This window comes from Orientia tsutsugamushi str. Boryong (genome assembly GCF_000063545.1).
GTDB classification, from domain to species: Bacteria; Pseudomonadota; Alphaproteobacteria; order Rickettsiales; family Rickettsiaceae; genus Orientia; species Orientia tsutsugamushi_C.
On the sequence record NC_009488.1, the window covers coordinates 434239 to 459749 of the forward strand.

A 25511-nucleotide genomic window follows, 5' to 3' on the forward strand; every position below is an offset into this window, starting at 1 on the left:
CTGAGTAAACAATTGGACTCCAACTCAACTTGGTACAAAGTACGAGAATCTTTGATTAAAAGTTATGGTCAAGCTATCGATAAATCATGGTTTAGTCCATTAAAAGTTGTAAATGAAGATAATGTTAATAAAAAAATATTCATTAAAGCTAAAACAGGATTTGCTGATAGTTACATCACAATCAACCATATGGAAAATCTTGCGCACGCTTTTAAAGCTCAAGGGTTTTCTTTTGAGTTAGTTAAGTTCGAATAATTTTAATAAAATTTAAAGAGTGATATGGAAAAAGATCTTGCAAAGATTGCTCCAAATAATATTTAAGCAGAGCAAATGATACTTGGGGCAATTCTGATTAACAATCGTGCGCTATATAACATTAACGAATTTTTACTGCCGGAACATTTTTATGAACCATTACATGGTAAAATATATAAGTCAATTAATCTCATTATTAGTAAAGGAATTAGTGCTACTGTAATTTCGCTCAAAAATATGCTAGGCAATGAACTCGCATTTGAGGAAATAGGTGGAGTAGATTATCTAGCTAAACTTACAACTTTAGCATTAAGTATAGTTAATGTTAATGAATACGGCAAAATAGTATATGATCTCGCACTGCGGCGTTATTTAATTGAAATTGCAGAAAAAATAGCAACGAATGCATATTCTTCTACTTTAGCAGATACAGCTATCAGTAAGATCGAAACTGCTGAATCTCAATTATATGATCTAGCTTCAAGAGGAACTTTAAGTCAAGGATTTATAAAATTATAAACTTCAATTGAAGAATCATGGACATCAATTTCATCTGCTATTAAAAATAAAAACTCTATTAACGGTATTAGTAGTGGACTACCTGACCTTGATTCAAAGCTTGGAGGATTTAAAAATTCTGACCTAATAATATTAGCTGGCAGGCCCTCAATGGGTAAAACTGCTTTAGGAGTTAACTTAGCAATAAATGCTTGTAAATATTTTCTTACTCAAAAAAAATACTAAAGATAATGTACCATCAGTTGGCTTCTTTTCTTTAGAAATGTCATCTCAGCAAATCTCTACTCGAATTCTTTCTATAGAATCTGAAATTAATAGCTCTGCATTATTTAACGGTAAAATAGGTGAACAAGATGTTGATAAGTTAAAGACTGTACAAAATGAAATACAAAAGTGGAATTTTTTTATAGATGATGCTCCTGCAATCTCAATATCAGCAATTAGATCACGAGCTCGTAGACTTAAACGCACTCATAATTTAGCAATATTATTTATTGATTATTTACAGCTAATAAAAATTGATTCTAGAGGAAGTCAGTATAATAGAGTGCAGGAGATTTCTGAAATTACTCAGAGCTTAAAAGCTCTTGCTAAAGAGCTCAATATTCCAATAATTGCATTATCACAATTATCTAGAGCTGTTGAACAAAGGCCTGATAAAAAGCCGTTGCTATCAGATCTAAGAGAATCAGGCTCCATTGAACAGGATGCAGATATTGTAATGCTCATATATAGAGAGGAATATTACTTATCTAGATCAGAGCCAGCTCCTGGAACGCCAGAATATACGGAATGGATTGCTAAACAAGATAGATGTCATAATACTGCTGAAATAATTGTTGCTAAACACCGTAATGGGCCAGTTGGTACAGTGAAGTTACACTATACTAATCAGTATTCTAAATTTGCCAATATGGTTAAGCACTCTCTGCAAAGTTAATAAAAACCAAGATGTGAATTTAGTACTGCTAACAAAGTAATTTGAAGGATTTTTAGTAAGCAAGAGCACAATGAAAGTAAGAAAAGAAACGTACAATTTTTAATCTAAGGAAGATAGTAATAGCATATTCTGAAGAATGAAGTAGTCGTCATCAAGAAGCATCAAAAAGATAAAGTAAGTATATCAACCTTAGGATCTAGCTACAAAAATTTATAAGAAAAAAAATGGGAAAGTAATAATAAATTTCTTTTGAAACTATAATAGATTAGAGTTTAAGAAAGAGATAAGTTTATAACATTATGCAAAAAGAGTATTATGTTGTAGAGGTAAGGTTTTGAATTTTATTTATGCAATTCAAAACCTTAATAGTGCAAGCAATATGATTTTCTGTATTTTAGCAATTTTGTACTGACATTTTGCAATACCTATAAGATGTTTTAGTTTGCGATTACTATTTCTTTCGTTACAGAAAGCTTTGATATTTGTGCTACGATTCTTCATGCATAACATTATTGCCCCCTGCAATTTCAACTTCTTCATGATGTTGAAGTTTTGTTAAATCATCCTTACTGCAGTACTCTAGTACCATAAATTTCATTTCTAGTGGTAAATGAGGCCAAGATGTTGAATCATCTTGATTTGGTTCAAATATATCATCTATTGATTCTACTGCATTTTGTAACATCAAAGTTCTACTCTCGATAGCTTTTTCAATAAAAGGAGAATACGTGCAAAATTCTTTCTTAAACTTATGCCTAATATGTCTATAATTAGTGGACCTTGCTATCTTATCAAGATCCGATTCCATAAACATATCAAAAAGAGATGTTTTTTCGCTTTCGCAAACAATTGTGTCTTTCATCTTTTGAATTTCTTTCTGGCAGTTCTGCCAAATTTCATTTAGAGATTGGTTTTTATCTATAAGAGATTTATTGGATTTAAACCATTCTGATTCAGCTGTAAGATATTTATTGTATTTAAACCATGCTGGCTGTGTTGTTGTACTTTCTTCTTTGTTACAATGTTCTCTCATAACAAGATGAGCAATACATGATGTTATTATTTTTTGCTTTTGCTCTGTAGGTTGATTTAGAAAAGAATTGCAAATCTTTTTAAAAGGAGTAGTACCAGCTGTATTTGGTACATTGAGACTACATCCATTAGTTAACAAAAGATCTATAATTTCAGAATTATGTTGAGTCATAGCAACGTGCAAAGCAGTATTACGAAAAGCGTCTGGATAATTACCATCAGACCCATAAAATAACAAAATCTTTATAATATCTATGGATTTGTTTCGAACAGCCATATGTAGAGCTGTTTGATTCATATTACCTGGTAAATCAATATTATTATCTGTGTGAACTACATTAGTTGTTTGAGCTGCGTGAGCTGCCAGAATCTTTACAACATCTACATGCTTGTTTTGTGTAGCTATGTGCAAAGCAGTATTAGTGCACTGACATTGTAAACTACTATCAGCTCCATGAGTTAACAGAAATTTTACAACATCCGTATGCCCTTCCTTTGCTGCACAATATAAAGGAGTATTTTTATCCTCATCTTGAAAATTAACATCTCTATTCTCTTCCAAAATGAGGTGCTTTACCTTGTTTATATCGCCCTGTTTTGCAGCATCATGTAAATCAGTATTATACATTATTAGTTCCTAAATTATATGAATATCTTTAACAAAGATATTATACATTAAATAAGTAATAATTCAATCTAAAATTGATTATTTTTTGCAGATATTTTATATACTTTGGCATATCGTAAAGGTAATACAGGTAAATAAATATGATAAAGTGAAAGCTTTGCAACATTTAATTGCCAATTCTTTTGACAGTAATGTAATTGCAGTTAGAAAAGTGACTGAAACCTCAGAAAAAAGAATTGTAGGAGTTAATTGCTTAATACAATATTTATATCTAATAGTAAAACATTTGACTTTCTGAGTTTTAATTTTAGGCTAGTGAAAACTGATCAATCTAAAATTAAAATTCAGAAAAATGTCTAGAACGAGAGCACAAACTTCTCTGCTAAAAATACTAAAAGAAATATTTTGCAAGTTTATATTGTAACCAATTGATAGAGTAATATATCTTATCAACCAGATATTACAAGGCTGGATAAATTACTTTAGGATTGGTAACTCTAGTAGTTGGTTTAGATATGTAATGGACTGGTTTGATAAGATAGTAAGACCTCATCTAATGCAATCAAGTGGATTGAAAGGCTTCTGCTGGAAAAGGTTGTGTAGAAGAAAGTTATATGAAAAGGTGGAATTATATAATGATTACCAAATTCGATATTAGACCTCTTTCGAAACTGGTTAAGGTAGTTCAAAATTATAAATGCAAGAGATCAAATTAAATCTAAGACCGAATCTTTTACGTCTATTTCGATATTTGTCAGCAATAATTTTGAACCGTTTTAGCATAGCAATAACGTTTTCATTGACAACTCTTTTTCCTGCTAACCTACGATTATTCTTTTTATCATTTTTAGTTAAAGGATTTTTCTTGCTTTTTTTCTTTGGTAATGCAGAATTATTGTGAATTTTTTGTATACCTTGATATCCTATATCAGTAATCGCTTTAATCTTAGGATGGATAAGAATTTTGGATTCCTTAAATAATCTAAAGTCATGTTTTTTACCGTTAGAAAAATCTGTACATATTACTTGGTGTGTTTTCTTGTCTACCACTATTTGAGTCTTTAGTGTATGCCTTTTCTTCTTTCCTGAATAATAGAATTTTTGTTTTTTTGGGTCTTTCTATTGGACTCTCAGTAGCATCAATCAAGACTACTTCATAATTCATATCGCTATTCATTAGAGCTTTACGACCTGGAAGAGCAAAGTTTGGGTGTTTAACTAAGGTGTCTTCTACCCATTTTACAGCTTTATATGCTGAACTTTCACTAATCCCATAGTTCTGACCTATATGAAAATAAGTACGGTATTCTCTAAGGTATTCTAAGGCCATCAATAACTGTTCCTCCAAATTGAGCTTATTTTTACGCCCTCCTTTTGATTTCTTAACACCATCAGCTTTCCTCAAAATATCCACCATCTTTGAGAATATTCCCTCCCTTACTACTGTTAATCGACGAAATTTTTCATCCTTTAACTCTTTAATCTGATCTAATTTCATTATTACTTCAAATCAGATTTTTATAACACCATTTTACATCATTGTATAGTTTCGAAAGAAGTCTATTATTGTTTGTAACTATATTGTGATATATCTTCTTTTAGTTTATCAATGGAAAATTTTTGTTGGAGCTCTGTTTCTGTTTTTTAACTCAATATGTTTTTACTTAATCGGCTCATTCTTTAGTTATTTTTTCTGCGATAGTTTTTCTCTCATTTCTATATTTCTCTTGCATCTCAATCAATAGCCACTTTTATAAAACATTAAATGCTGTTGCTATAACTTTTTTTCTTTTAGTTAGTTAAATCGCTTTAAATATTGAATGTCTGTATAAATGCATACTTGTATTTTCTCCTTTCAGATAAGGCATTAATACATACAGATAGCAGTAATAACATTCTATACTACAGTTATAGTAGTCTACTTTATATATATGATACAAGTAATATAGATAATAATTTTTAAAATACTTGCATGGCTACAAATAAAAATATATCGCTATTGTTAATAACTCAGCTAAGTATCACTTCGCATCTCTGTTCCTTTGATTACTTCTTGGTGTTAATCTGTAAATTATCTACTAAATGGTATACTGTTACAATACATTTTTTAATATTATGTCATTCCACTTTTATTTAAATTTTTCTTTATAACTTAACATTTTCTCTTTCTATACCTTTTACACTTCTCCTTTTCATATTCTCGTGTTATAAATGAAATTACTACCAATTATTATAATATTGTAATATATATATAATGCTAAGTCATTTATATAATATATACATATGTATTACGCTGTAATGGATATTGGTTCAAATGCTATTAGAGCTGCTATATATAAAAACTTAAATATTGCTAGTGCTAAAATTTACAGTGATAAATTTAAAGCCGATATTTGGTCCTTACTAGAATGTGATGATATAGATATAACACATCAATCATATCTTATTATAGAGCATTTTATACATATTTTTAACCGGATTGGAGTTAAAAATGTAAAATGCGTTGCTACTGCTGTACTTAGATGGCATCATAAAGCATTAATATTTAAAGATATTATTCAACAAAGATATGGAATTGATGTAGAAATCCTTTCAGGAGAACAGGAAGCATATTTAACTACTATTGGTTTAATGCTTGGAATTCCTGATGTAGATGGAATTGTAGCTGACCTTGGAGGAGGTAGCTTAGAATTGATTGAAGTACGACAGTCTAAAATTATTAGTTGTACTTCACTACAGTTAGGCACTAAACTGCTTAATAATTTGAAAACTATTAGCATTGATTTTATTAAAGAGCAAATTCAAAAATTTAGTAATGTTGGTTATCAAAATCTATATTTAATTGGAGGAGCGTTTCGAATTATTACTAGATTTTATATGATGTTTATTAACTATCCTCTTGTTAATACACACAACTTTAGAGTTCAGGCTAATAATATTCTGTTATATATTGCTGAGTTAGACAATATAGAAAATATTAATTCAAGTTATCGCAGCAGCAAATTTAAAGTAAATGCTCATGCAACAATGATATTACAGGCTTTAATAGAGGTTTTTAATATCAAAACTGTTGTAGTTTCTAATTACGGGCTTAAGGAAGGTGTGCATGTACGAAACTGCTTTTTACCTAACAATGAACAATTACCTGCAGATGTTGAAAAGCTAAACAATAGTTTTGTTAATTTTTTTCATACTGTTAAAAATGATAACATGTTATATAAATACTGTTCTAAATTAGTTAATTTGCAGGAAGATGATTGTTATTTAGAGCAATATGTTAAAATGATTTTACCATTATTAATACAACCTAATGAAGCAACTGAACAGATTATTAGAGCATCTATTATTCTTGTAAATTATACTCAAGAGATTAATACATTGTTTAGAACAAGCTTTTTATCAGAATATATTTTAACATCAGATTTACCATTTAGTCATAGTCAAAGAGTAATATTATCTCTAGTTTTAGCTAAGGCTGTTTCTGATTCAAAATCAGTATTGCGTATTACTAAAATAGCAAAACAAATTTTGCCAAAAACAGAATTTTATAATAGTATGATTATTGGTACTGTAATTAGCATTGCTAAAGATATTGATGGGTATCCTCTAAAAAGCCCGTCATTTTCACTACCAGTAAATTATAAATTTATTGAGCTTAGTACTACTTCTGTATTACCAAAGATGATTTGGACTAAAGTTGTTAGAAAGTTAAAAAAAATATGTTCCCTTAGATCATATCGGCAATAATTTCTGCAAAAGATAAATAGCTGTAAGATATGCAAAAGGTAGTCAAAAAACCACCTGGTTATCATACTTTAATATGCTGAAAAGATTTAAAGTAGCCAAATACTAATGGCAACCAAGAACCTTGGATATAGCTATAAAAAAGTTTTTATCATTCAAAAGAAGTACTATATTAATGAATGAGTTCATAGACACAATTACGATAATTCCAAAAGACAAGTTAGTTTTTACTTCTTCATTATGTTTAACTTGTGTTATATCACATTCTGGTTAATACTATAAAATCATAATTTCCTAAGTGCTCTTTGTATACTATTAGCCATATTTTGTTGCTATTTTAGCTCTTTCAATATCTTACACTATTTCTAGTTATAATGTGATATAGCTAAGCTACTATAAAACAGTTATATCATATACTTTTCGATAGGCCTAGCTAGGTCATAGTAATAGCCAATTATAACTGTTTTATAGTAGCTTATTTGTATAATAATCAGTTACAAAGAATGATATATTTGGATAACATTAGTAGAAAGGTAGATAATGCATATGTAAACAGTGCTATTAGAGATCTAAAGATATTATACAGTAATATAAGTGAATAGATTATTGAAAATAATTTTTACATATAATTATGGATGTAAAAAGTAATTGAGATATTACAAGTTATGTTTCAAATACTTTTTTTTGCTCTAAGAATATTATTTGTTATACAACATATTTAGTAGCATCAATATTTTACATAAATCCTTAAAAGAAATAATAATTTTATAAACACTTGCAATTTTTTTTATAAAATGTATTATTTCTTTATAATATATTTAATATATTACATTAGCCCTCTTTCGAAACTGGTTAACATAGTTCAAAATTATAAATACCAGAGATCAAATTAAATCTAAGACCGAATTTTTTACGTCTATTTCGATATTTATCAGCAATAATTTTGAACTATGTTAACCAGTTTCGAAAGAGGGCTATTATAATTTTTAAAATAATTTAATATTTTGGATAATAACAATGACAAACTATAATGGACAAGAGATTGAACGTGGAAGTGAATATACATTTAGAGATGATACATCTTTATTATTTCTATTGATATATCTTGCAAAAATTGTCTATTAAATAGTATCCTGTTATAATATATTTTTTCATGTTTGGTTATTCCTTTTTTATGAAAATTTTTCTTTATAATTCAACATTTTCTCTTTGTATGCTTTTCAGCTTTTATCTTATCTTAATCTAACATTTATAATTAATAATAACGGCGAAATAATGACAGTTAAAATTACCAAAGGCAATAAACGCTATCTATAGCTTCAGTTATTTTTAAAGTCTTATCTGGCAAATTATTTAGTGAATTTTTATATTTTGAAGAGGATAAATTCAACTATGCTTTGAAAACGTTATATCTAATATTATTAGAATTAAATATTGATGCAATATGACAAATATGATAAAGTATCTGTTATTGATAGTAAAATAGATTTCATATATTTATAAATGGCTAAATTACGTATATTGAACATAATCAACCTTAAATGGAAGTGTTTAAGGTTATTGATGTTTTGCTATCTAGCAATTAACAATATACAAGCAAATAGCATTACTAATTATAACAACAAGTCAAATTCATATATTGATATAAGCTATAGTAATGAGCTTCACTCATGCCAAGTTACCAATAATTATGAGCCAGAAGTTTTCAGTATCACAAATAATTTATTACGGCAAGTTGGACAAAATCCTCATATCAAAGGTACAATAGTAGTTATAAAAGGCACTGTCATTGATAAGCATTGCATTCCAGTTCCTGACGCAAAAATCTATCTATGGCAAGTTGATAGTAATGGTAAGTATCCATATACTCCTCTCAAAAATTCTATTGATCAATCTCTAATTAGTAATAATAATTTAGAGAGTACTTTTACTGGTTCAGGTGTTACCACCACGAATAACAACGGTAATTTTTATTTTATTACTATCTACCCTGCTGCAGTACACAATATTTTACCTCATTTTAACTTCAGAGCTGAACATACAGAGCTTGGCAGTTTACAAACAGTACATATAATCAAGAATGATATAAGATTTAAGATATCATGTAATGATCATATGCTCTACAATAATATTGACAACTATTTTATTGTAGAACATGTAACACTAGTAATGCCATTAGCAAGTAAACTAAGGAGATATATTCTACATGCTAGTACTAAACATAATGCAAATTAAAATAGGGCAAAAAAGTTAATCTAAGCTTTAAATTTATATTGATATAAAAAGCATAGTGTTAAAAATGGACAAAATTGAAAGTGAATAAGTTCGAATTAGAAGATAGACTACATATAACTTTGAAATACTCAAAACGCTAGATTAGGATAAGTGAGATGGAGAAAAAGAAGAGAAGATTGGAATTAAGTTTGGAGATAGAATAACTTGCATGAATAGAGGATCTATATGTAGTATGCTCTAAATGCAGATGTTTTTTTTATAGACTTAATTAAGAAACGTATTTAATAAACGCTTATCTTCTATGTTTAATAAATATGTTTTCATATTTTATGAATACTAGTAACTAAATGTAGTTCCTTAGACAAAAGCTGATGAAATATAGCATAAATACAGATAGTTACATCATAAGAGCAATGATGTATAGTAAAGAAAAAATAAAATAAGCGGTACTTGCATTTAGTACTGCTCATAAAAATTTTTACTCATTAAGAAATGTATTATATAGTATTATAATTAAAGCTAATCAAGAATTAGCAAGTACAAGTATGGTATTCCAACATATTGCCAAAAACTAAAATTGGCATTTGTTAAGTAAGCTATTTATGGAAAAAATTTATGAACTTAGTAAAAATTGAAAAAAAGTGGCAAAAAATCTGGGAGCAGAATGAGGTATTTAAAGTAAAAGAGATTTTAAATAAGATCAAACGTTATATATTACCGATGTTTCCTTATCCATCTGGTAAGGCTCATGTAGGACATGTACGTAACTATACAATATGTGATGTTATTGCGAGGTTTGAGCGATCTCAAGGGCATAATGTATTGCATGCTATGGGTTGGGATGCATTTGGGTTACCAGCCGAAAATGCTGCCATGCAAAATAATACTTACCCAAATAGTTGGGTAAGTAGCAACGTTGATGTTATGAGGCAACAACTTAAGGCAATTGGATTGTCTTATGATTGGAGTCGCGAAATAATTACTTGCTCATCACAATATTATGTTCATGAACAGAGATTTTTTCTTGAAATGCTGAAAAAAGGTCTTGTATATCAAAAAGAGTCATTAGTTAATTGGGATCCTATTGATCAAACAGTTCTTGCTAATGAACAAGTAATTAATGGTAAAGGATGGAGATCAGGAGCAATAATTGAATATCGTAATTTAAAGCAGTGGTTTATTAAAATTACTAACTATGCTGATGCTTTATTAAAAGGTCTTGATAGCTTAAAAGGCTGGCCAGAAAGTGTAAAAACAATGCAAAAAAAATGGATTGGTCAGTCAACAGGAATTAATATAAATTTTCAGCTTAAAGGGATAGAAGCTTCCGTTAAGGTATTTTCAACTAGGCCTGAAACTTTATTTGGGGCTTCTTTTATAGCATTAAGTTATAATCATAATTTAGTGCAGCAATATGTAAATACTACACCAGAAACTCAAAAATTTATTGATAAATGCAGTAATGTTGGCACATCAAATGTTAATATTGATAAAATGAAAATTGCCGTACTAACAAATCTTAAGGTAATTCATCCACTAAATAGTAGTATAGAATTGCCAGTCATTCTTAGTAATTTTGTCTTAATGGATTATGGTACTGGAGCATTATTTGGATGTCCAGCACACGATGAGAGGGATCATGAGATTGCCAAATTATTAAAGTTGAATATTAAGCAGGTCATAACTTCAACTGAAAGAAATATTGATGTGCTTAAAGAAGCATATGTAGGTGATGGAATAATGATTAACTCATTTCATTTGAATGGATTAACTACTACTGAAGCTCGGCAAAAAGTTATTAATGAACTGCAGCACAAGAATATAGGGCAACAAGTTACGAATTACAAATTAAAAGATTGGGGGATTTCTCGTCAAAGATTTTGGGGATGTCCTATTCCGATTATCCACTGTAAAAGCTGTGGAGCAGTACCAGTACCTTATGAAGACTTGCCAGTAATATTACCAGAACATGGAGTTGAATTTACTGGTAAAGGTAATCCATTAGATAATCATCATTCATGGAAATATGTTAAATGCCCTAAGTGCCACCTAGATGCAGTTAGAGAAACAGATACATTTGATACCTTTTTTGAATCATCATGGTATTTTGCTAGATTTTGTAATCCTACGAGTGATGATATGGTAGATGCTAAAGCTGCAAAATATTGGTTACCAGTAGATCAATATATTGGAGGTATTGAGCATGCAGTAATGCATTTATTATATGCTAGATTTATAACTAGAGTAATGTATGATCTGAAGTATATAGATATTCAAGAACCTTTTACATCGTTGATAACTCAAGGCATGGTTCTGCATAGAACTTATCAGGACAAAAGTAATAATTGGTTGTATCCAAATGAAGTTGAAGTTGATTCAAATGGGCAATTAAGATGCAAGGCAGATTTACAATATGTGACAGTAGGTAAATTAGAAAAGATGAGCAAATCTAAAAAGAATGTTGTAGATTTAGAATTAGTACTTAAGCTATATGGCGCTGATGTAGCACGTATGTTTGTTTTATCAGATACTCCTCCTGAAAAAGATTTAGAATGGTCAACTGAAGGTATTGAAGGTTGTTATAAATTTATTCAAAAGTTATATAACTTTGCATTAAAGCTTAAGAATATAAATTTAACTGATAATAAAATTGATAAAGTTTTGCTTAGCAAAACGCACAAAACTATTAAAAACGTTACACAAGATATTATAAGTTGTAGGCTAAATAAAGCTATAGCTAGATTAAGAGAATTATATAATCTTATATTTAAAATGTCTGAATTAACAGTTCAAATAAAAGAGAGTTTTTTAATTTTAATAAGATTGTTTAATCCATTTATTCCGCATTTATCAGAGGAAATATGGAGTTTGCTTTCAGGAAGAGGAGAAATGCTAGTTGAATTACCATGGCCTAAATATGAAGAAAAATATATTCATGAAGAAGAGCATATTACTATTGCTATACAAATTAATGGTAAGTTAAGATCATTATATAATTGTCTAATTGATACTCCAGAACATGACGTGCAGTCTGCAATTTTAAAATTAGAACAGGTTAAAAAGCATATTGGCGATAAAGAAGTAAGAAAATGTATTTTTGTTCCAAATAAATTAATTAATATAATTATATGATAATATAGGATTATTACTAGTGAAGTTCACGTCTTATAATATTGCTGCATTATGGTCTTATATTAAAAAGGGGGATATTAGAGCAATAGCAGTTTACGGTAATGATCATGGATTAATTGATTACCGGTGTCAGGAAATTACTAAGTTGTTCAATGCTAATCTTAGAATATATGATTATAGAGAGCTTACTGAAGCTGATTTTATTTTTATATTAAACTCTAATAACTTATTTTCTCAACGTGAAATAGTAAAAATATATAATACTCCTGGCAATATTAATGCAGCATTAAAAAAAGCTTTAACTTTCAATAATCAGAATTTTTTAATAGTGTTAGGCAATGAGTTCTCAGCTTCTTCTACCACTAGACAATGGTTTGAAACTCAAAAATATCTTGCAGCACTAGGATGTTATACAGAAAATAGCCAAGATATAAAGAAATTATTATCACAAATTGTGAATAAAGCAGGCAAAAATATTACTGCAGAAGCGGCAGTATATTTTTCTAATACTGCTTATGGAGATAAGTACTGTTATATTAATGAAATTAATAAGCTTATACTGTATTGTCATGATTGCGATACTATTAGTAAGAAGGAAGTAAATAAATGCATTAGCACAGAAATACTTGGAACATCTGATCTTATGTGTATATATTTCGCCAAGGGAATAGCAATGAATTTTTTTAAAGAAGTAGAAAAGATAAGAAATAATAACATACCAGATGTTTGGATATTACGAGCACTAATTAGATACTATATTAACCTGTATATTGTTTTAATGAAAAGAGAACATGGAGTTAGTATTGAACAAGCCATTAAATCAATTCAACCTTCCATATTTTTTAAATATGTTCAAGATTTTCAACTAATAGCACAAACTAAGACATTAAATAACGTATTGCATACATTGAATGAATTATATATGGCGGAATTATCAGTTAAGACAACACATCATCATATCAATAACATTATTGAAGTAGTTTTTTTGAAAATAACCCATAAGTTGCGTTTGAGTTTTGAATTTACTGTATTAGTATAATTTGTTGCAAAAAAAATATACATAATAGTTGATTATTAGTTAATAATTTGATATCTAATGATTCAGGCGGTTGTGGCGGAATCGGTAGACGCGCAGCATTGAGGGTGCTGTTCTTGTTAATCTGGAGTGGAAGTTCAAGTCTTCTCAGCCGCACCATTTCTTATCTTGCAATTTAAGTGAGGAATCATGATGGTAAATCAAGATGGTTATAACAATATAGTGCTGTCTAAGAGTCCTATGGATTATAACAAGATTTACAATTTAATCATGCACAATGACCTTGCTGAGGTTAAGCTTAAGCTGCAGAATATGCATTATGCAGACTTTGTTGAACTGTTTGAACAAGCTCCTGCGAAGTTTCATAAAAAAATTCTTGATTTAGCGCCTGATGATCTTAAAAAGCAAGCATTAGAAGGGCTAAGTTATGATAGTAGAATTTCAATTGTAGAAATATTAGGATTTAGAAAAACTGCAAGTTTATTACAGGAGTTAGAAACTCAAGATATCATAGGATTTATTGAAGATCTTGATGATGACATAATACAAAACATTATGCCTCATCTTAGCGCAGATAAGAAAAAATATGTTATTGAAGGGTTGACCTATCCAGAAAATACAGCTGGCAGGGCAATGGAAAAGCAATATATTAGCTTACCTGAACATTGGACTGTCGATCAATCAATAAACTATGTTGCGTCTTATAATACAAGTAAAAATTTTTATGCAGCCATTGTCGTAGATGCTAAGCAGCGCCCTGTTGGTCACTTACCACTGTTTAAATTATTAAAATGTTCTCCTGATTGTTTAATTAATCAAGTTATGAATACTGATATTAAAGTAGATACTCATACTGACTTAAATGAAGTGTCATACATTTTTAAGCATTATGAGCTAACAATTGTACCTGTTGTTAGTAAAATAGGAAAACTCGTTGGAACTATCTCTATAAATAATATGCTATATATTCTGGAAGAGCAGGCTGAAGAAGATATAATGCAGCTAGCTGGAGTACAAAAGTATAGCCTTTTTGCTAATGTATTTAGCGCTGCTAAGCATCGGTTACCATGGTTATTTTTTAATTTTATTACCGCATTGACAATTGCACAAACTATTGCTCATTTTGAAGAAACTATAAGTAAATACATATTACTTGCTTCTACAATGCCTATTATCGCTTCTATGGGAGGGAATACTGGAACTCAAGTTATGACTATTACTGTTATGGCATTAACAAACAAGTACATTAATTATTCTAACTTTTTTAAGGTTTTTCTAAGAGAGATATTAATTTGTAGCTTTAATGGATTCTTATTAGCACTAATAAGTTTTTTGTGTATGATGATTATGCATAATAATCTTAATTTTAGTATTGCATTTAGTGCAACAGTAATAATTAACACTATTATTGCTGGCACTTTAGGCTTTATTATTCCTATAACACTACATAGTATTAAACTGGATCCAGCAGCGGGGTCAACAGTATTTTTGACAGCATTAACTGATTTTATAGGCTACATTACTTTTTTATATATTGCCTACGTATTTTTAGTTTAATCTTATCTGTATATTCATTGCTAATTAAACCAAGGTATATTCCTATGCTTATGTACATTTTTATAGTAGCATATATTTTTTACTTCTTCTTCTGTTTTTAGTTCAAATATTTATTTTCAATATATTCAGAAAATATTTGTGGATTGACTTTATCTTCCAAAGTTACATGTTTAACTAATTCATCAGTTTTATATAACGAAGCAAAGCACCTAATATTTTGATTTAAGAACTTATGTAAATTATCAAACCTACCTACAGCAAAATCAGAATTGATATTTGGATAAATGTTCTTGATTGTTATCATAATCATGCTTGCTATAATAGCACCAATAGTATAGGTAGGAAAATATCCGAATTTTCCAGCCGACCAGTGTATATCTTGCATACAGCCTACACTATCTGAAGTAGGGCTAATACCTAGATATTTTTTCATACCATCATTCCAACAAGCAGGAAGTTCATCTAATGTAATATCACAATTAATTAATGCTTCTTCAAGCTCAAATCTTAAAATTATATGCATTGGATATGTTACTTCATCAGAGTAAACTCTTATCAAACTTGGATTAACTCTGTTTAGTATTTTATATAAATTATCACTTGAGTATTCTTGACCTTTAAAATCAAATTCATCTCTAAGTATCATAGCAAAAAACTCAACAAATTCTTTAGATCTTCCAACTTGCATTTCCATAAGCAATGATTGACTCTCATGTAACGACATATTTCTTTTTTGACCTACAAACTGGTGCCTATACTTAGGTATGAAATCTTGCTCGTACAATGCATGACCTGTTTCATGTATAGTTGCTTCTATTCCAGTAAGAAAATTATCTTCATTATATCTTGTTGTTAGTCTGATATCATCAAACATACCACGGCAAAATGGATGAGCTGATTGATCAAGTCTACCCTTAGTGAAATCAAAACCTAAAATTTGCATAATTCTTTTGCAAATTTGCTCTTGTTTTGCAATACTAACTTTATTAGTAATAGGTAAAATTACTTCTTTTCTTTGCTTTTCAACTATTTTATGAATTAAATTAGGTATTGTTTTCTTTATAGCAGAAAAAATTTCTTTAATCTCAGTTGCTTTTCTGCCATAGTCATAGATATCAATCAAACTATCATACATAGTACAATTAAGGATTTTAGACTTAGTGCTAGCTATTTCCTTAACACAAGTTAGTATTTGCTGTAAATAAGGCTTAAATAGTTCATAATTATTTTCTTTTTTTGCTTGTCTCCATACTAATTCTCCTTGAGTTGCTGCAAGTATATATTTTTTCTGTAGACTATAATCTATACATCTACTTTCTATAACTTTTTTTTCAATTAATGCTAGATTAGCTGTTTGCCATTGATCAAGCTGATGTATTTCTTCTTTAGCTCTAGCTAAAAGATCAAAAATTTTATCTGACCTTAATATGTCATATACTATTGTAGTTAGAGTAGCAATATCTTCTCCTCTACTTGTACCAGCATTAACTGGCATACACGTGGAAAGATCCCAATACAATAAGGTAATAATGTTGTTAATTCGAGTTACATGTTTGATTTCTTCTTCTAATAATAAATAATTTTTCATCTCTATATTTTCCCAATACAAACTTATATAAACATTATTATATTAAACAGTATTTAATACATATAGTCAAATATCTTGCGTTAGTATAATGGAGCAAGTATATTAGAGGTTTTGTGTTAAAAATCAGGAAAAAAATAGTAATTTTATAAAAAATGTAGGTATTTTGAAGAATAATGTTTCATTTGATGCCAATGTTTCAATTGTATATTAGAAAGTACGACATGATGTTTCTTAAAGAGAGGATGCAGAGATGTAGCAAGGAATATTTACACTAAGTTACTACTATTGCGGTGCAAGATTGGTAGGTGAGTCAAGATAAGGTGCATTAATCTTACTGGTGAAAGTGCAGTTATGGAAGGAGAAGCTAGCTCAACCATATAGCGAGTCTTGTGCTGCTGAAGGTAACAACAGTAGTAAAGCGTAGACGTGGAAACATTTGAGCTAAAACCAAATGGTGAACGTGATAGCTCCGAAAGTATGATGTAGTGGAAGCCGATATGCTCTACTACATAGTAGGCAAAAGAAGATTGGAGGTCAAACTAGTGAAAATTCAAAAATTTTCAACCATCTAGGTTGCAGGCATCAGACAGTTTGTAAAGATTAACGAGACAACTTGAGAAGTCCTTATAACTCTCACTTAATTAAGTAAGTATTCAAAATACAAGTGGTGAAATATAAAGCTTTGAAGATGGTATAAGTATTGCTGAGTTAGCCATAGTAGTAATGAAACTCAATAATGTGAATTGAGCAAATGGTTGGCAGACAAGTAAGAATATAAGAGGGAAATAATGACTGTACACAGCATAGACAGAAATACATGGTTAACGAAACTTGAGCGTATAAAGTTGCTATCATCGAAAAATCAAGACATAAAGTTTAATAATCTTGGGCATATTATTGATTTTAACATTGCCTATAGGTAAAGGTGCAAAGACATATCAAATATAATGAAGAAGAGAAGTTAATTTTTATTAACTTCTGCATTTTATAGAACTTACTATTAACTTATGTTAACTTTTATTAATATTTATAATTAATCTTCAACTTTAACTATAAAAATAATTGCAATATTTATCAATATAACAAAAAAAGATAGATTAGAAAGTGTAATAGAGAGCAGATATTTAGAAACTACTACAAAAATTAATAATTTTAACCAAAAACTTGAGATATTTGAGAATCAGCCTAAGCAAGGTCTATATAATAATGATAGTAATGAATTTAGTTCTGATATTAATCATCATATTTTAAATTCACCACATAATAACAAAAAAAAGCAAGCTCCTGTAGTAGTAGTAAAATCATTTGTCAATCTTAGAAGAGCTGGATCTGAGCTAAAAAAAATGTTGAGAACTATGTTACTAGCGGTAGTTCTGCTAGAGCTGCACTGCTTACTGGAATTGTTGTAGGTACAGGTACAAACAGCTCTTCATCACAAGAACCAATTGTTCTGCAGCTAGTAGATACATTGCAAATAGCAAAAATGCTGTCTTTAGACCAGGTACTATCTAGATGAGGATTTATGTAAAATATTTATACGACTAATATGCTGTGTAGCAATAATAGTTTTAGAGCAAAAATAATTCTAAACTTCCTGCCATATTGGATATTTCAGGAGGAAAAATATGCAACCTATCATCACCTGTTCTGCAATTAATACTTGCAAAATTACTAATAATAACAGTAGCAATAATGCAACTGTTTTTTATCGTTTTATTGGAAATTTTGTTCCAGCAGAATGGAAAGATCTGATTGGAGATAATGCTAAAGCTTTAAGCAAGACATCTAAACAGCTTTTATCATTGATAGTATATAGACTACATATCTATTACAACAAAGATATAGATGAATTACAGGAAAGTTATTACTTTTTTGAAAAGGAGTTAAACCTTCGTTACCGCAGAGTTAGGCAATGCTTGGTTGAATTAAGAAATGCAGGTTTTATTAAAGTTGAAAATAGAACAATAATTAAAGGCAATCTCAAGGTACGTAATGTTCTTTGTGTAAAACTTATAAAAAATTTTCAGCGTTTTACTGAAAAAGAAAAAAAGAAGAAAAAATTGTCCTTCTACAACAAAAAAATTTTCACATCAATTTGCAAGAATTTGCAGGTGAACCTGCAAAAAATTGCAGCTACATATATAGATATAATAAAATAATAATAGATCTAGATCTACTGAAGTTAAGTTAGTAGAGAATGATCAAAATAAAAATGAAGATCAGCAGCAAAATTTGAAGTTTAAATATACTGAATCTGATGATTTTATAGAAATTGAGTTAGTAGGAAATGAAAAAGAAGATCAACAGCAACAACAGAATTTGAATTTTTATGAGCTTAGTGATTTTAGTAATAAAAAGCCATCAAACAAGGATTATGAGCAAAATAGTGAGTTAACAACTCCAGCTATTACTAAGGATTCAGAGATTGAAAAGAATGAATGCTTGCTCAAAAGAAAAAGACTAGCAGATTATTATCCACTAACACCAGAAGATGCAGTTATACTACAACGTATGTCTAGTAGAAGCTTCAACATATACTTCATAAATCAATTACTGTTAAAGTTATCAAATAAATATTCATTCCGTTATTTTGAAAATAAGATAGCAGTGCTAAACTATATGGCAAAAGCCTTAGCAAATGAATTACTGACTACTGATCAGGCTAATAGTGAAAATTTTAGATTTAATGACGTAGGAAGATTTAAAGAACAGTATATAGCAAACATTGAAGCTGGTACAGACCGTAGTATGAAGGCTCAGTTGAGGCGTAAAATAGCTGGAGTTTTTGAAGCAGATACTGCTTATCAAATTTTAACATCTTGTGATTTTGGAGCAGCAGTTAAAAACAAATATTACATCAAGTTGATTAAGAATATTTCACTGTCAGATCATATTAAATTCAAGATACTACAGGAGGTACGAGCTGTGCATAGCAATGATATTGAGCAGTTACAAGTTATACCATTTGATGAATCAAAACAAGTTATCAATAACACAACGGAGTATCAAAAAACCACAGTTTTACAGCAACAAATAAGTGATGAAGATTACCTTTCAGAACTTAGTAAAGAGCTAGGTTCTAACTCTATATTGTTCAAAGTACGAAAATACATACTTCAACATTACAAATATGAGCAAGTTATTGATAAAATATGGTTTAGTAAATTAAAAGTTGTAAATGAAGATAATGTTAATAAAAAAATATTCATTAAAGCAAAAACAGAATTTGAAGATAGTTACATCAGAGGGAATTATCTGAAAGATTTTGAGTACGCTTTTAAAGCTCAAGGGTTTTCTTTTGAGTTAGTTAAGTTCGAATAATTTTAATAAAATTTAAAGAGTGATATGGAAAAAGATCTTGCAAAGATTGCTCCAAATAATATTTAAGCAGAGCAAATGATACTTGGGGCAATTCTGATTAACAATCGTGCGCTATATAACATTAACGAATTTTTACTGCCGGAACATTTTTATGAACCATTACATGGTAAAATATATAAGTCAATTAATCTCATTATTAGTAAAGGAATTAGTGCTACTGTAATTTCGCTCAAAAATATGCTAGGCAATGAACTCGCATTTGAGGAAATAGGTGGAGTAGATTATCTAGCTAAACTTACAACTTTAGCATTAAGTATAGTTAATGTTAATGAATACGGCAAAATAGTATATGATCTCGCACTGCGGCGTTATTTAATTGAAATTGCAGAAAAAATAGCAACGAATGCATATTCTTCTACTTTAGCAGATACAGCTATCAGTAAGATCGAAACTGCTGAATCTCAATTATATGATCTAGCTTCAAGAGGAACTTTAAGTCAAGGATTTATAAAATTATAAACTTCAATTGAAGAATCATGGACATCAATTTCATCTGCTATTAAAAATAAAAACTCTATTAACGGTATTAGTAGTGGACTACCTGACCTTGATTCAAAGCTTGGAGGATTTAAAAATTCTGACCTAATAATATTAGCTGGCAGGCCCTCAATGGGTAAAACTGCTTTAGGAGTTAACTTAGCAATAAATGCTTGTAAATATTTTCTTACTCAAAAAAAATACTAAAGATAATGTACCATCAGTTGGCTTCTTTTCTTTAGAAATGTCATCTCAGCAAATCTCTACTCGAATTCTTTCTATAGAATCTGAAATTAATAGCTCTGCATTATTTAACGGTAAAATAGGTGAACAAGATGTTGATAAGTTAAAGACTGTACAAAATGAAATACAAAAGTGGAATTTTTTTATAGATGATGCTCCTGCAATCTCAATATCAGCAATTAGATCACGAGCTCGTAGACTTAAACGCACTCATAATTTAGCAATATTATTTATTGATTATTTGCAGTTAATTAAGATTGATTCAAATAGAAGTCAATATAATAGAGTAAATGAAATTTCTGAAATTACTCAAAGCCTAAAAGCACTTGCAAAAGAACTTAATATTCCAATAATTGCATTATCACAATTATCTAGAGCTGTTGAACAAAGGCCTGATAAAAAGCCGTTGCTATCAGATCTAAGAGAATCAGGCTCCATTGAACAGGATGCAGATATTGTAATGCTCATATATAGAGAGGAATATTACTTATCTAGATCAGAGCCAGCTCCTGGAACGCCAGAATATACGGAATGGATTGCTAAACAAGATAGATGTCATAATACTGCTGAAATAATTGTTGCTAAACACCGTAATGGGCCAGTTGGTACAGTGAAGTTACACTATACTAATCAGTATTCTAAATTTGGCAATATTGTTAAAAACTCTCAGCAAGGTTAATAAACACTAGATTATGCATAAATGAAAAAATGCTGGTCCAAAAAAAAAAATTACAGCAAAATTTTACTCATTAACACCAGAGATATACAACTTAAGGTTAGTTTTAGCATCGTGATAACTGAATCAAAAATTTTATAATTTAATTTGCTTCTTTTCCAGTTTTTATCTGGGATTGGAGTATACAAAAAGTTTGAATTATGGTATAATTTATTAATAACCATTTAGAGATGGAAAATGATAGATTTTTATAGTGAGAGCTTAATAAATAAGCTGCTCAGAACCAACGTAAGATTTAACACCAAAATTGACCTTGATAAAGTTGAAAGAGCAATACTTTACGCTAAAAAATATCATGGTCAGCAAAAGAGAGATACTGGAGAACTATACTATACACATCCATTGAAAGTAGCTCACATGGTATCAGACTACAGTTTTGAAACAGATACGATTATTACAGCAATACTACATGATACCCTCGAAGATACAACACTAACTAAAGAAAGAATAAGTTACGAATTTGGTAGTAATATTGCAGAACATGTTTCAGACCTTACAAGGGTTAGGAATAATAAGAAAATCAGTGCTATGGAAATGATACAAATATTACGTAGCAAAAATAAAACAGAACTATTACTGATCAAGCTTTTTGATAGATTCCATAACATTACAACTATATTCATCAAACCTCCTCAAAAAATGCAAGAAATAATATTTGAAACTCAGCAAGAATTTATATCTCTTGCTGAATACCTTAAACTACCAGAGATTGGAGAACGCTTAAGTGAATATTGTAAACTTCATGCTAGTTAAAATGTAGTAAATAATTGAGAATGAAGCGATTAAATATATGATATTCAAATCTAAGACTAAATATACTTTACATAGCGCTATTCAAGATAGTGATATTAAAAAAGTGAAGCAGCTTATTAATAAGGATAGTACACTTGTCAATTCAAAATATAAAGATGGTACTACAGCTTTATCTGTTGCTTTGAAATATAAGAATCTACCTATTGCTAAGATTTTGCTGAACAATGGAGCTAATGTAAATGCAAAAAATAATGATGGGCACACTGCTTTACATCTTGTCGTTGACAGAATTCAAGTATATTATGAATTTTTCGAAAAATATCCTGTCTATTGCAATGATCATATAGCATTACTGCTAAAATATAATGCTGATGTAAATATCGAGAATAATCAAGGTAATACACCTTTATCTGATGCTGTTGAATGCAGATGTATAGAACCTTTAGCAATTATGCTAAAACATAATTCTACTAGTATTAATAAAAAATATGATGAAGGAGAAACACTACTACATATTGCTGTTCGTAATGAAATCATAGATGTTATACAGCTTTTGATTGATTATGGAGCAGATATTGATGCAAAAGATGATAACGGCATGAATCCTATAGATTATGCTGCTAAAAGCGGTAATGCAGATGTATTAAATCTTTTAACTGAACAATCGGTACCATGGTATTAGGTTTTAACAGACAACTATACATTAATGCTAAAAAGAGAAGCTAATATGAATAAATAACTTTTACAACTGTGTTATGCTGTTATGTTATCATCTGTTGTATTATTTTCACCATTAATATGTATAGCAAATAATAATAGACCTCTTTCGAAACTGGTTAAGGTAGTTCAAAATTATTGCTGATAAATATCGAAATGGACGTAAAAGATTCGGTCTTAGTTTTAATTTGATCTCTGGCATTTATAATTTTAAACTACCTTAACCAGTTTCGAAAGAGGTCTAATGAAGCTAGAGAAAAAATTTATTCATTGACTAAGTATTGCAAAGTTATTAATGCAGTACCAAATTTGATAAATGAAACTAATGATTAATTGGTTGCAGAAGCACCAAAATTAGCATTATCAAAAAGTGATTTAGGTAATAGTTATATTAGCTGTATAGTAGACTGTTTGACAAAATTATGTAAGCCACTTAATGCAGCAAACAACATAATATCTCATTATTTGGGATTTAACAGCAAAATATCATGCGCACTTCGTAAAGTATCTTTGCGCAATTAACGCAGCATCTAATGTGATAAAAAAATACCTATAGCAGCTCAGTCTCATGGTTTGAGTAATTTTAAAAACTGCAAAATACTTGATGTAAAGGCTTGGGGCAAAAATGTGGTAGAGTTAGCTACCTCTGTGAAGAAAAAAAATTAAAAAATGTCGTGAGTACATGTGACGATGGTATTGTTATAGAATGTAAAGATGATGAAGGGAAATTAACATCATTCATGTAGTATAAAGCTTATAAATACAGTGATATACTGAATTCAATGTGTAAAGTATTAGACCAAATCTTAAGTTCTTCTGATGCATCCACTAATGATGTGTTTGATCAAGTTAATGGTACATCTACTAACTGGACTACAGAGGTTGATTAATGTAATATTTTTATAGTTTGGATGTAAGAATACTTCTATTTGACATAGTTTACAAGTTTGATAGAAGAATATAACTTGTAAACTATGTTAAGCTAATTTCCCGCTTTCTTTCAGCTCGCAAAATAAGTTTTCTGGCTATGTATAATAGACTTGTTTTGAAAGAGGTCTATTATACCATAGTTTAATCCAGACAGTTATATTAATTTGTAGGCTCTGTATAATATTATATCTACTAACTTATGCAAATCAGCATATGGAGAGCTTGTTGCAGCATATGTTTTTTACTCTCTTTCTCTTTCAGCAAAAATACTTGCTAAAGCCTTCTATTAATTAGACAATCTTTAGCTATGTAGAATTGGAACATATCAAATTTTAGAGTCTTAGCTACATTGATACTCCTTCTTTACTCTTATCTTTTTTTGTTTTTTTATATCACGATATATTCTCTAACTTATATATAGTTCACAGACTATTAATAATATATACGCATATGTTATAATATGCTAGGAAGCACCTAGCATATCTATAGACGCATATTCATGCTCATCATTAGTTATTTCATCATTTGCAGTTTGTTCAGCTATAGCTGGTATTTCAATAGTACCAGTATCAGCTATCTCTATATTAACATTGCTGTACTTTTTTTGTATGAACGATAGAGCTTATTACATTTGCATATGCAACTAAACAATGCGTAGGTGCAAACAGCCCCAACTCCTGCCAATTTTGCTATGGTGACCAAAGTAAAATCTGAATCATTTGTTTCAGATTCATTAACAATTTCTTCATTAACAATAGTGCTAACATTATTATAAATCTCTCTATCAAAAGATAGTTGTAATTGAGCTGGGCTACATCTTTCTATTGTACAATTATTATGCAATATTGTATGCAATATTTTTGTGAGTTGATCTTTTGCATAACCATATATTACAACAAGACTTATTTTTGTACCATCAGTATTCGTAATCATGCTATGAACATCCATCTTTATCTTACTCTTAAAATTATTATTGTTATTATATAATGTAGCTACTTCCTCTCCATTGTGTTGATAGTAAGAAGCAATTACAAAGTAAGAGCCACATAATCGAGCTATGGTTTGATATATAGTTTCAACTGAAGTAATCATACAGCCATAAATAGTAGACATAGGAGTAGTAAAATTCCCAATGCATTCAAATATAAGTGCCTATGTTTGCTCTTGCTCTTGATATAGCTGCAATGTTGCGTATTGTTTCCATAAAATCTCACCCATAAAATATTTTATTACTGTTATTGTAGTATGAAGTCATTTTCTAACTACTGTCAACTTTAATTTTTATACTTTTTTCCATTATCTCTATATCATTATTAAAAATTTCTAGGTAAGACCAACTTATCAAGAAGTTTATTGGCATGCTCACAATTTAAACATGCTAACATTATTGCATCTATCTCCATAATAACTCTAATTTTCAATCATAATATTATTTTGCAGTTGTTTTGTTTCTGACTGAACTTCTATAGGTATACTGCACGTAAAAGCTGTATATTTGCCTTGCTTACTTTTCAGTTTTATTTTTTTACCCATTTGACGTATAAACTGTTTAACGATTACTAATCTAGATTCTAGTACTGCATAGCTTTTGATATTTATTCCAAGATC

General features: G+C 29.4%; 18 protein-coding genes, 1 tRNA gene and 4 pseudogenes. 17 read left to right on the forward strand and 6 right to left on the reverse strand.

All coding sequences use genetic code 11. From position 1 onward, the window contains the following. The first annotated feature begins 12 nt into the window (after window positions 1-12). Together OTBS_RS17825 and OTBS_RS02140 are read left to right on the forward strand one after the other, a co-directional pair. Window positions 13-255: a DnaA N-terminal domain-containing protein gene (locus OTBS_RS17825; protein ID WP_332370167.1), complete on the forward strand. Its 243-nt coding sequence runs from the start codon at window positions 13-15 to the stop codon at window positions 253-255. A 75-nt stretch (window positions 256-330) separates the two neighbouring features. After that, window positions 331-1714, forward strand: a pseudogene (locus OTBS_RS02140) (replicative DNA helicase). A 487-nt stretch (window positions 1715-2201) separates the two neighbouring features. Here OTBS_RS02140 and OTBS_RS02145 read toward each other — a convergent pair. Beyond that, the gene (locus tag OTBS_RS02145) at window positions 2202-3374 is read right to left on the reverse strand and encodes an ankyrin repeat domain-containing protein (protein WP_011944497.1); all 1173 of its coding nucleotides are present in this window, start codon (window positions 3372-3374) and stop codon (window positions 2202-2204) included. A gap of 85 nt (window positions 3375-3459) precedes the next feature. On the opposite strand from OTBS_RS02145, the gene OTBS_RS18180 reads away from it, so the two are divergent. Together OTBS_RS18180 and OTBS_RS18185 are read left to right on the forward strand one after the other, a co-directional pair. Then, complete coding sequence (locus OTBS_RS18180; RefSeq protein ID WP_157866309.1) at window positions 3460-3672, forward strand: reverse transcriptase N-terminal domain-containing protein; 213 nt, start codon at window positions 3460-3462, stop codon at window positions 3670-3672. A gap of 189 nt (window positions 3673-3861) precedes the next feature. Next, window positions 3862-4032, forward strand: coding sequence for a hypothetical protein (locus tag OTBS_RS18185; protein WP_410517959.1), 171 nt, complete (start codon window positions 3862-3864; stop codon window positions 4030-4032). Window positions 4033-4049: 17 nt separating this feature from the next. Here the strand turns inward: OTBS_RS18185 and OTBS_RS11240 are convergent. Next, window positions 4050-4872 (reverse strand): IS5 family transposase gene (locus tag OTBS_RS11240; protein ID WP_157866311.1). Its coding sequence is split into 2 segments (ribosomal slippage): window positions 4050-4485 and window positions 4484-4872, totalling 825 coding nucleotides; the frame shifts between segments, so codons are not numbered across the junction. An 800-nt stretch (window positions 4873-5672) separates the two neighbouring features. On the opposite strand from OTBS_RS11240, the gene OTBS_RS02160 reads away from it, so the two are divergent. Continuing rightward, window positions 5673-7121 carry a Ppx/GppA family phosphatase gene (locus tag OTBS_RS02160; RefSeq protein ID WP_232488862.1) on the forward strand — a complete coding sequence of 483 codons (1449 nt, stop codon included), beginning with the start codon at window positions 5673-5675 and terminating at the stop codon, window positions 7119-7121. Window positions 7122-7970: 849 nt separating this feature from the next. Here OTBS_RS02160 and OTBS_RS13810 read toward each other — a convergent pair. After that, window positions 7971-8066, reverse strand: a pseudogene (locus OTBS_RS13810) (IS5/IS1182 family transposase); the annotation flags it as partial. A 573-nt stretch (window positions 8067-8639) separates the two neighbouring features. On the opposite strand from OTBS_RS13810, the gene OTBS_RS02165 reads away from it, so the two are divergent. From OTBS_RS02165 to mgtE, 5 genes are all read left to right on the forward strand, one after another. Beyond that, window positions 8640-9353: an intradiol ring-cleavage dioxygenase gene (locus tag OTBS_RS02165; protein WP_232488863.1), complete on the forward strand. Its 714-nt coding sequence runs from the start codon at window positions 8640-8642 to the stop codon at window positions 9351-9353. Window positions 9354-9968: 615 nt separating this feature from the next. Beyond that, window positions 9969-12485 (forward strand): leucine--tRNA ligase, encoded by a 2517-nt coding sequence (gene leuS, locus OTBS_RS02170; protein ID WP_011944500.1) that lies wholly within the window; start codon window positions 9969-9971, stop codon window positions 12483-12485. Between the two features lie 19 nt (window positions 12486-12504). Beyond that, window positions 12505-13524, forward strand: a complete 1020-nt coding sequence (holA, locus tag OTBS_RS02175) for a DNA polymerase III subunit delta (protein ID WP_011944501.1) — start codon at window positions 12505-12507, stop codon at window positions 13522-13524. 66 nt (window positions 13525-13590) lie between these two features. Further along, window positions 13591-13680, forward strand: a tRNA-Leu gene (locus OTBS_RS02180). A 33-nt stretch (window positions 13681-13713) separates the two neighbouring features. Continuing rightward, complete coding sequence (gene mgtE / locus OTBS_RS02185; protein ID WP_232488864.1) at window positions 13714-15078, forward strand: magnesium transporter; 1365 nt, start codon at window positions 13714-13716, stop codon at window positions 15076-15078. A 97-nt stretch (window positions 15079-15175) separates the two neighbouring features. Here mgtE and OTBS_RS02190 read toward each other — a convergent pair whose 3' ends face one another. Then, a complete protein-coding gene (locus OTBS_RS02190) occupies window positions 15176-16666 on the reverse strand; it encodes a carboxypeptidase M32 (protein WP_041621122.1) in 1491 nt (496 codons plus the stop codon). A gap of 788 nt (window positions 16667-17454) precedes the next feature. Between OTBS_RS02190 and OTBS_RS17465 the strand changes: the two genes are divergently transcribed. The 7 genes and pseudogenes from OTBS_RS17465 to OTBS_RS13815 all read left to right on the forward strand — a co-directional run. After that, window positions 17455-17589, forward strand: coding sequence for a hypothetical protein (locus tag OTBS_RS17465; protein ID WP_269763906.1), 135 nt, complete (start codon window positions 17455-17457; stop codon window positions 17587-17589). A gap of 702 nt (window positions 17590-18291) precedes the next feature. After that, window positions 18292-18825 carry a hypothetical protein gene (locus tag OTBS_RS15890; RefSeq protein ID WP_232488865.1) on the forward strand — a complete coding sequence of 178 codons (534 nt, stop codon included), beginning with the start codon at window positions 18292-18294 and terminating at the stop codon, window positions 18823-18825. Between the two features lie 73 nt (window positions 18826-18898). Then, a complete protein-coding gene (locus tag OTBS_RS15895) occupies window positions 18899-19987 on the forward strand; it encodes a hypothetical protein (RefSeq protein ID WP_232488866.1) in 1089 nt (362 codons plus the stop codon). Window positions 19988-20062: 75 nt separating this feature from the next. Then, window positions 20063-21446 (forward strand): annotated as a pseudogene (locus OTBS_RS02200) (replicative DNA helicase). Window positions 21447-21680: 234 nt separating this feature from the next. Continuing rightward, window positions 21681-22256 (forward strand): HD domain-containing protein, encoded by a 576-nt coding sequence (locus OTBS_RS02205; protein WP_011944504.1) that lies wholly within the window; start codon window positions 21681-21683, stop codon window positions 22254-22256. A gap of 37 nt (window positions 22257-22293) precedes the next feature. Continuing rightward, complete coding sequence (locus OTBS_RS02210) at window positions 22294-22938, forward strand: ankyrin repeat domain-containing protein (protein ID WP_011944505.1); 645 nt, start codon at window positions 22294-22296, stop codon at window positions 22936-22938. A 163-nt stretch (window positions 22939-23101) separates the two neighbouring features. Continuing rightward, window positions 23102-23197: pseudogene (locus OTBS_RS13815) on the forward strand (IS5/IS1182 family transposase); the annotation flags it as partial. A gap of 1285 nt (window positions 23198-24482) precedes the next feature. Here the strand turns inward: OTBS_RS13815 and OTBS_RS02220 are convergent. Beyond that, entirely contained in the window at window positions 24483-24995 is a 513-nt protein-coding gene (locus OTBS_RS02220; RefSeq protein ID WP_157866313.1) for a hypothetical protein, read from the reverse strand. Window positions 24996-25313: 318 nt separating this feature from the next. Beyond that, on the reverse strand, window positions 25314-25436 hold the full coding sequence (locus tag OTBS_RS17470; RefSeq protein WP_269763907.1) for a hypothetical protein: 123 nt from the start codon (window positions 25434-25436) through the stop codon (window positions 25314-25316). Between the last annotated feature and the right edge of the window lie 75 nt (window positions 25437-25511).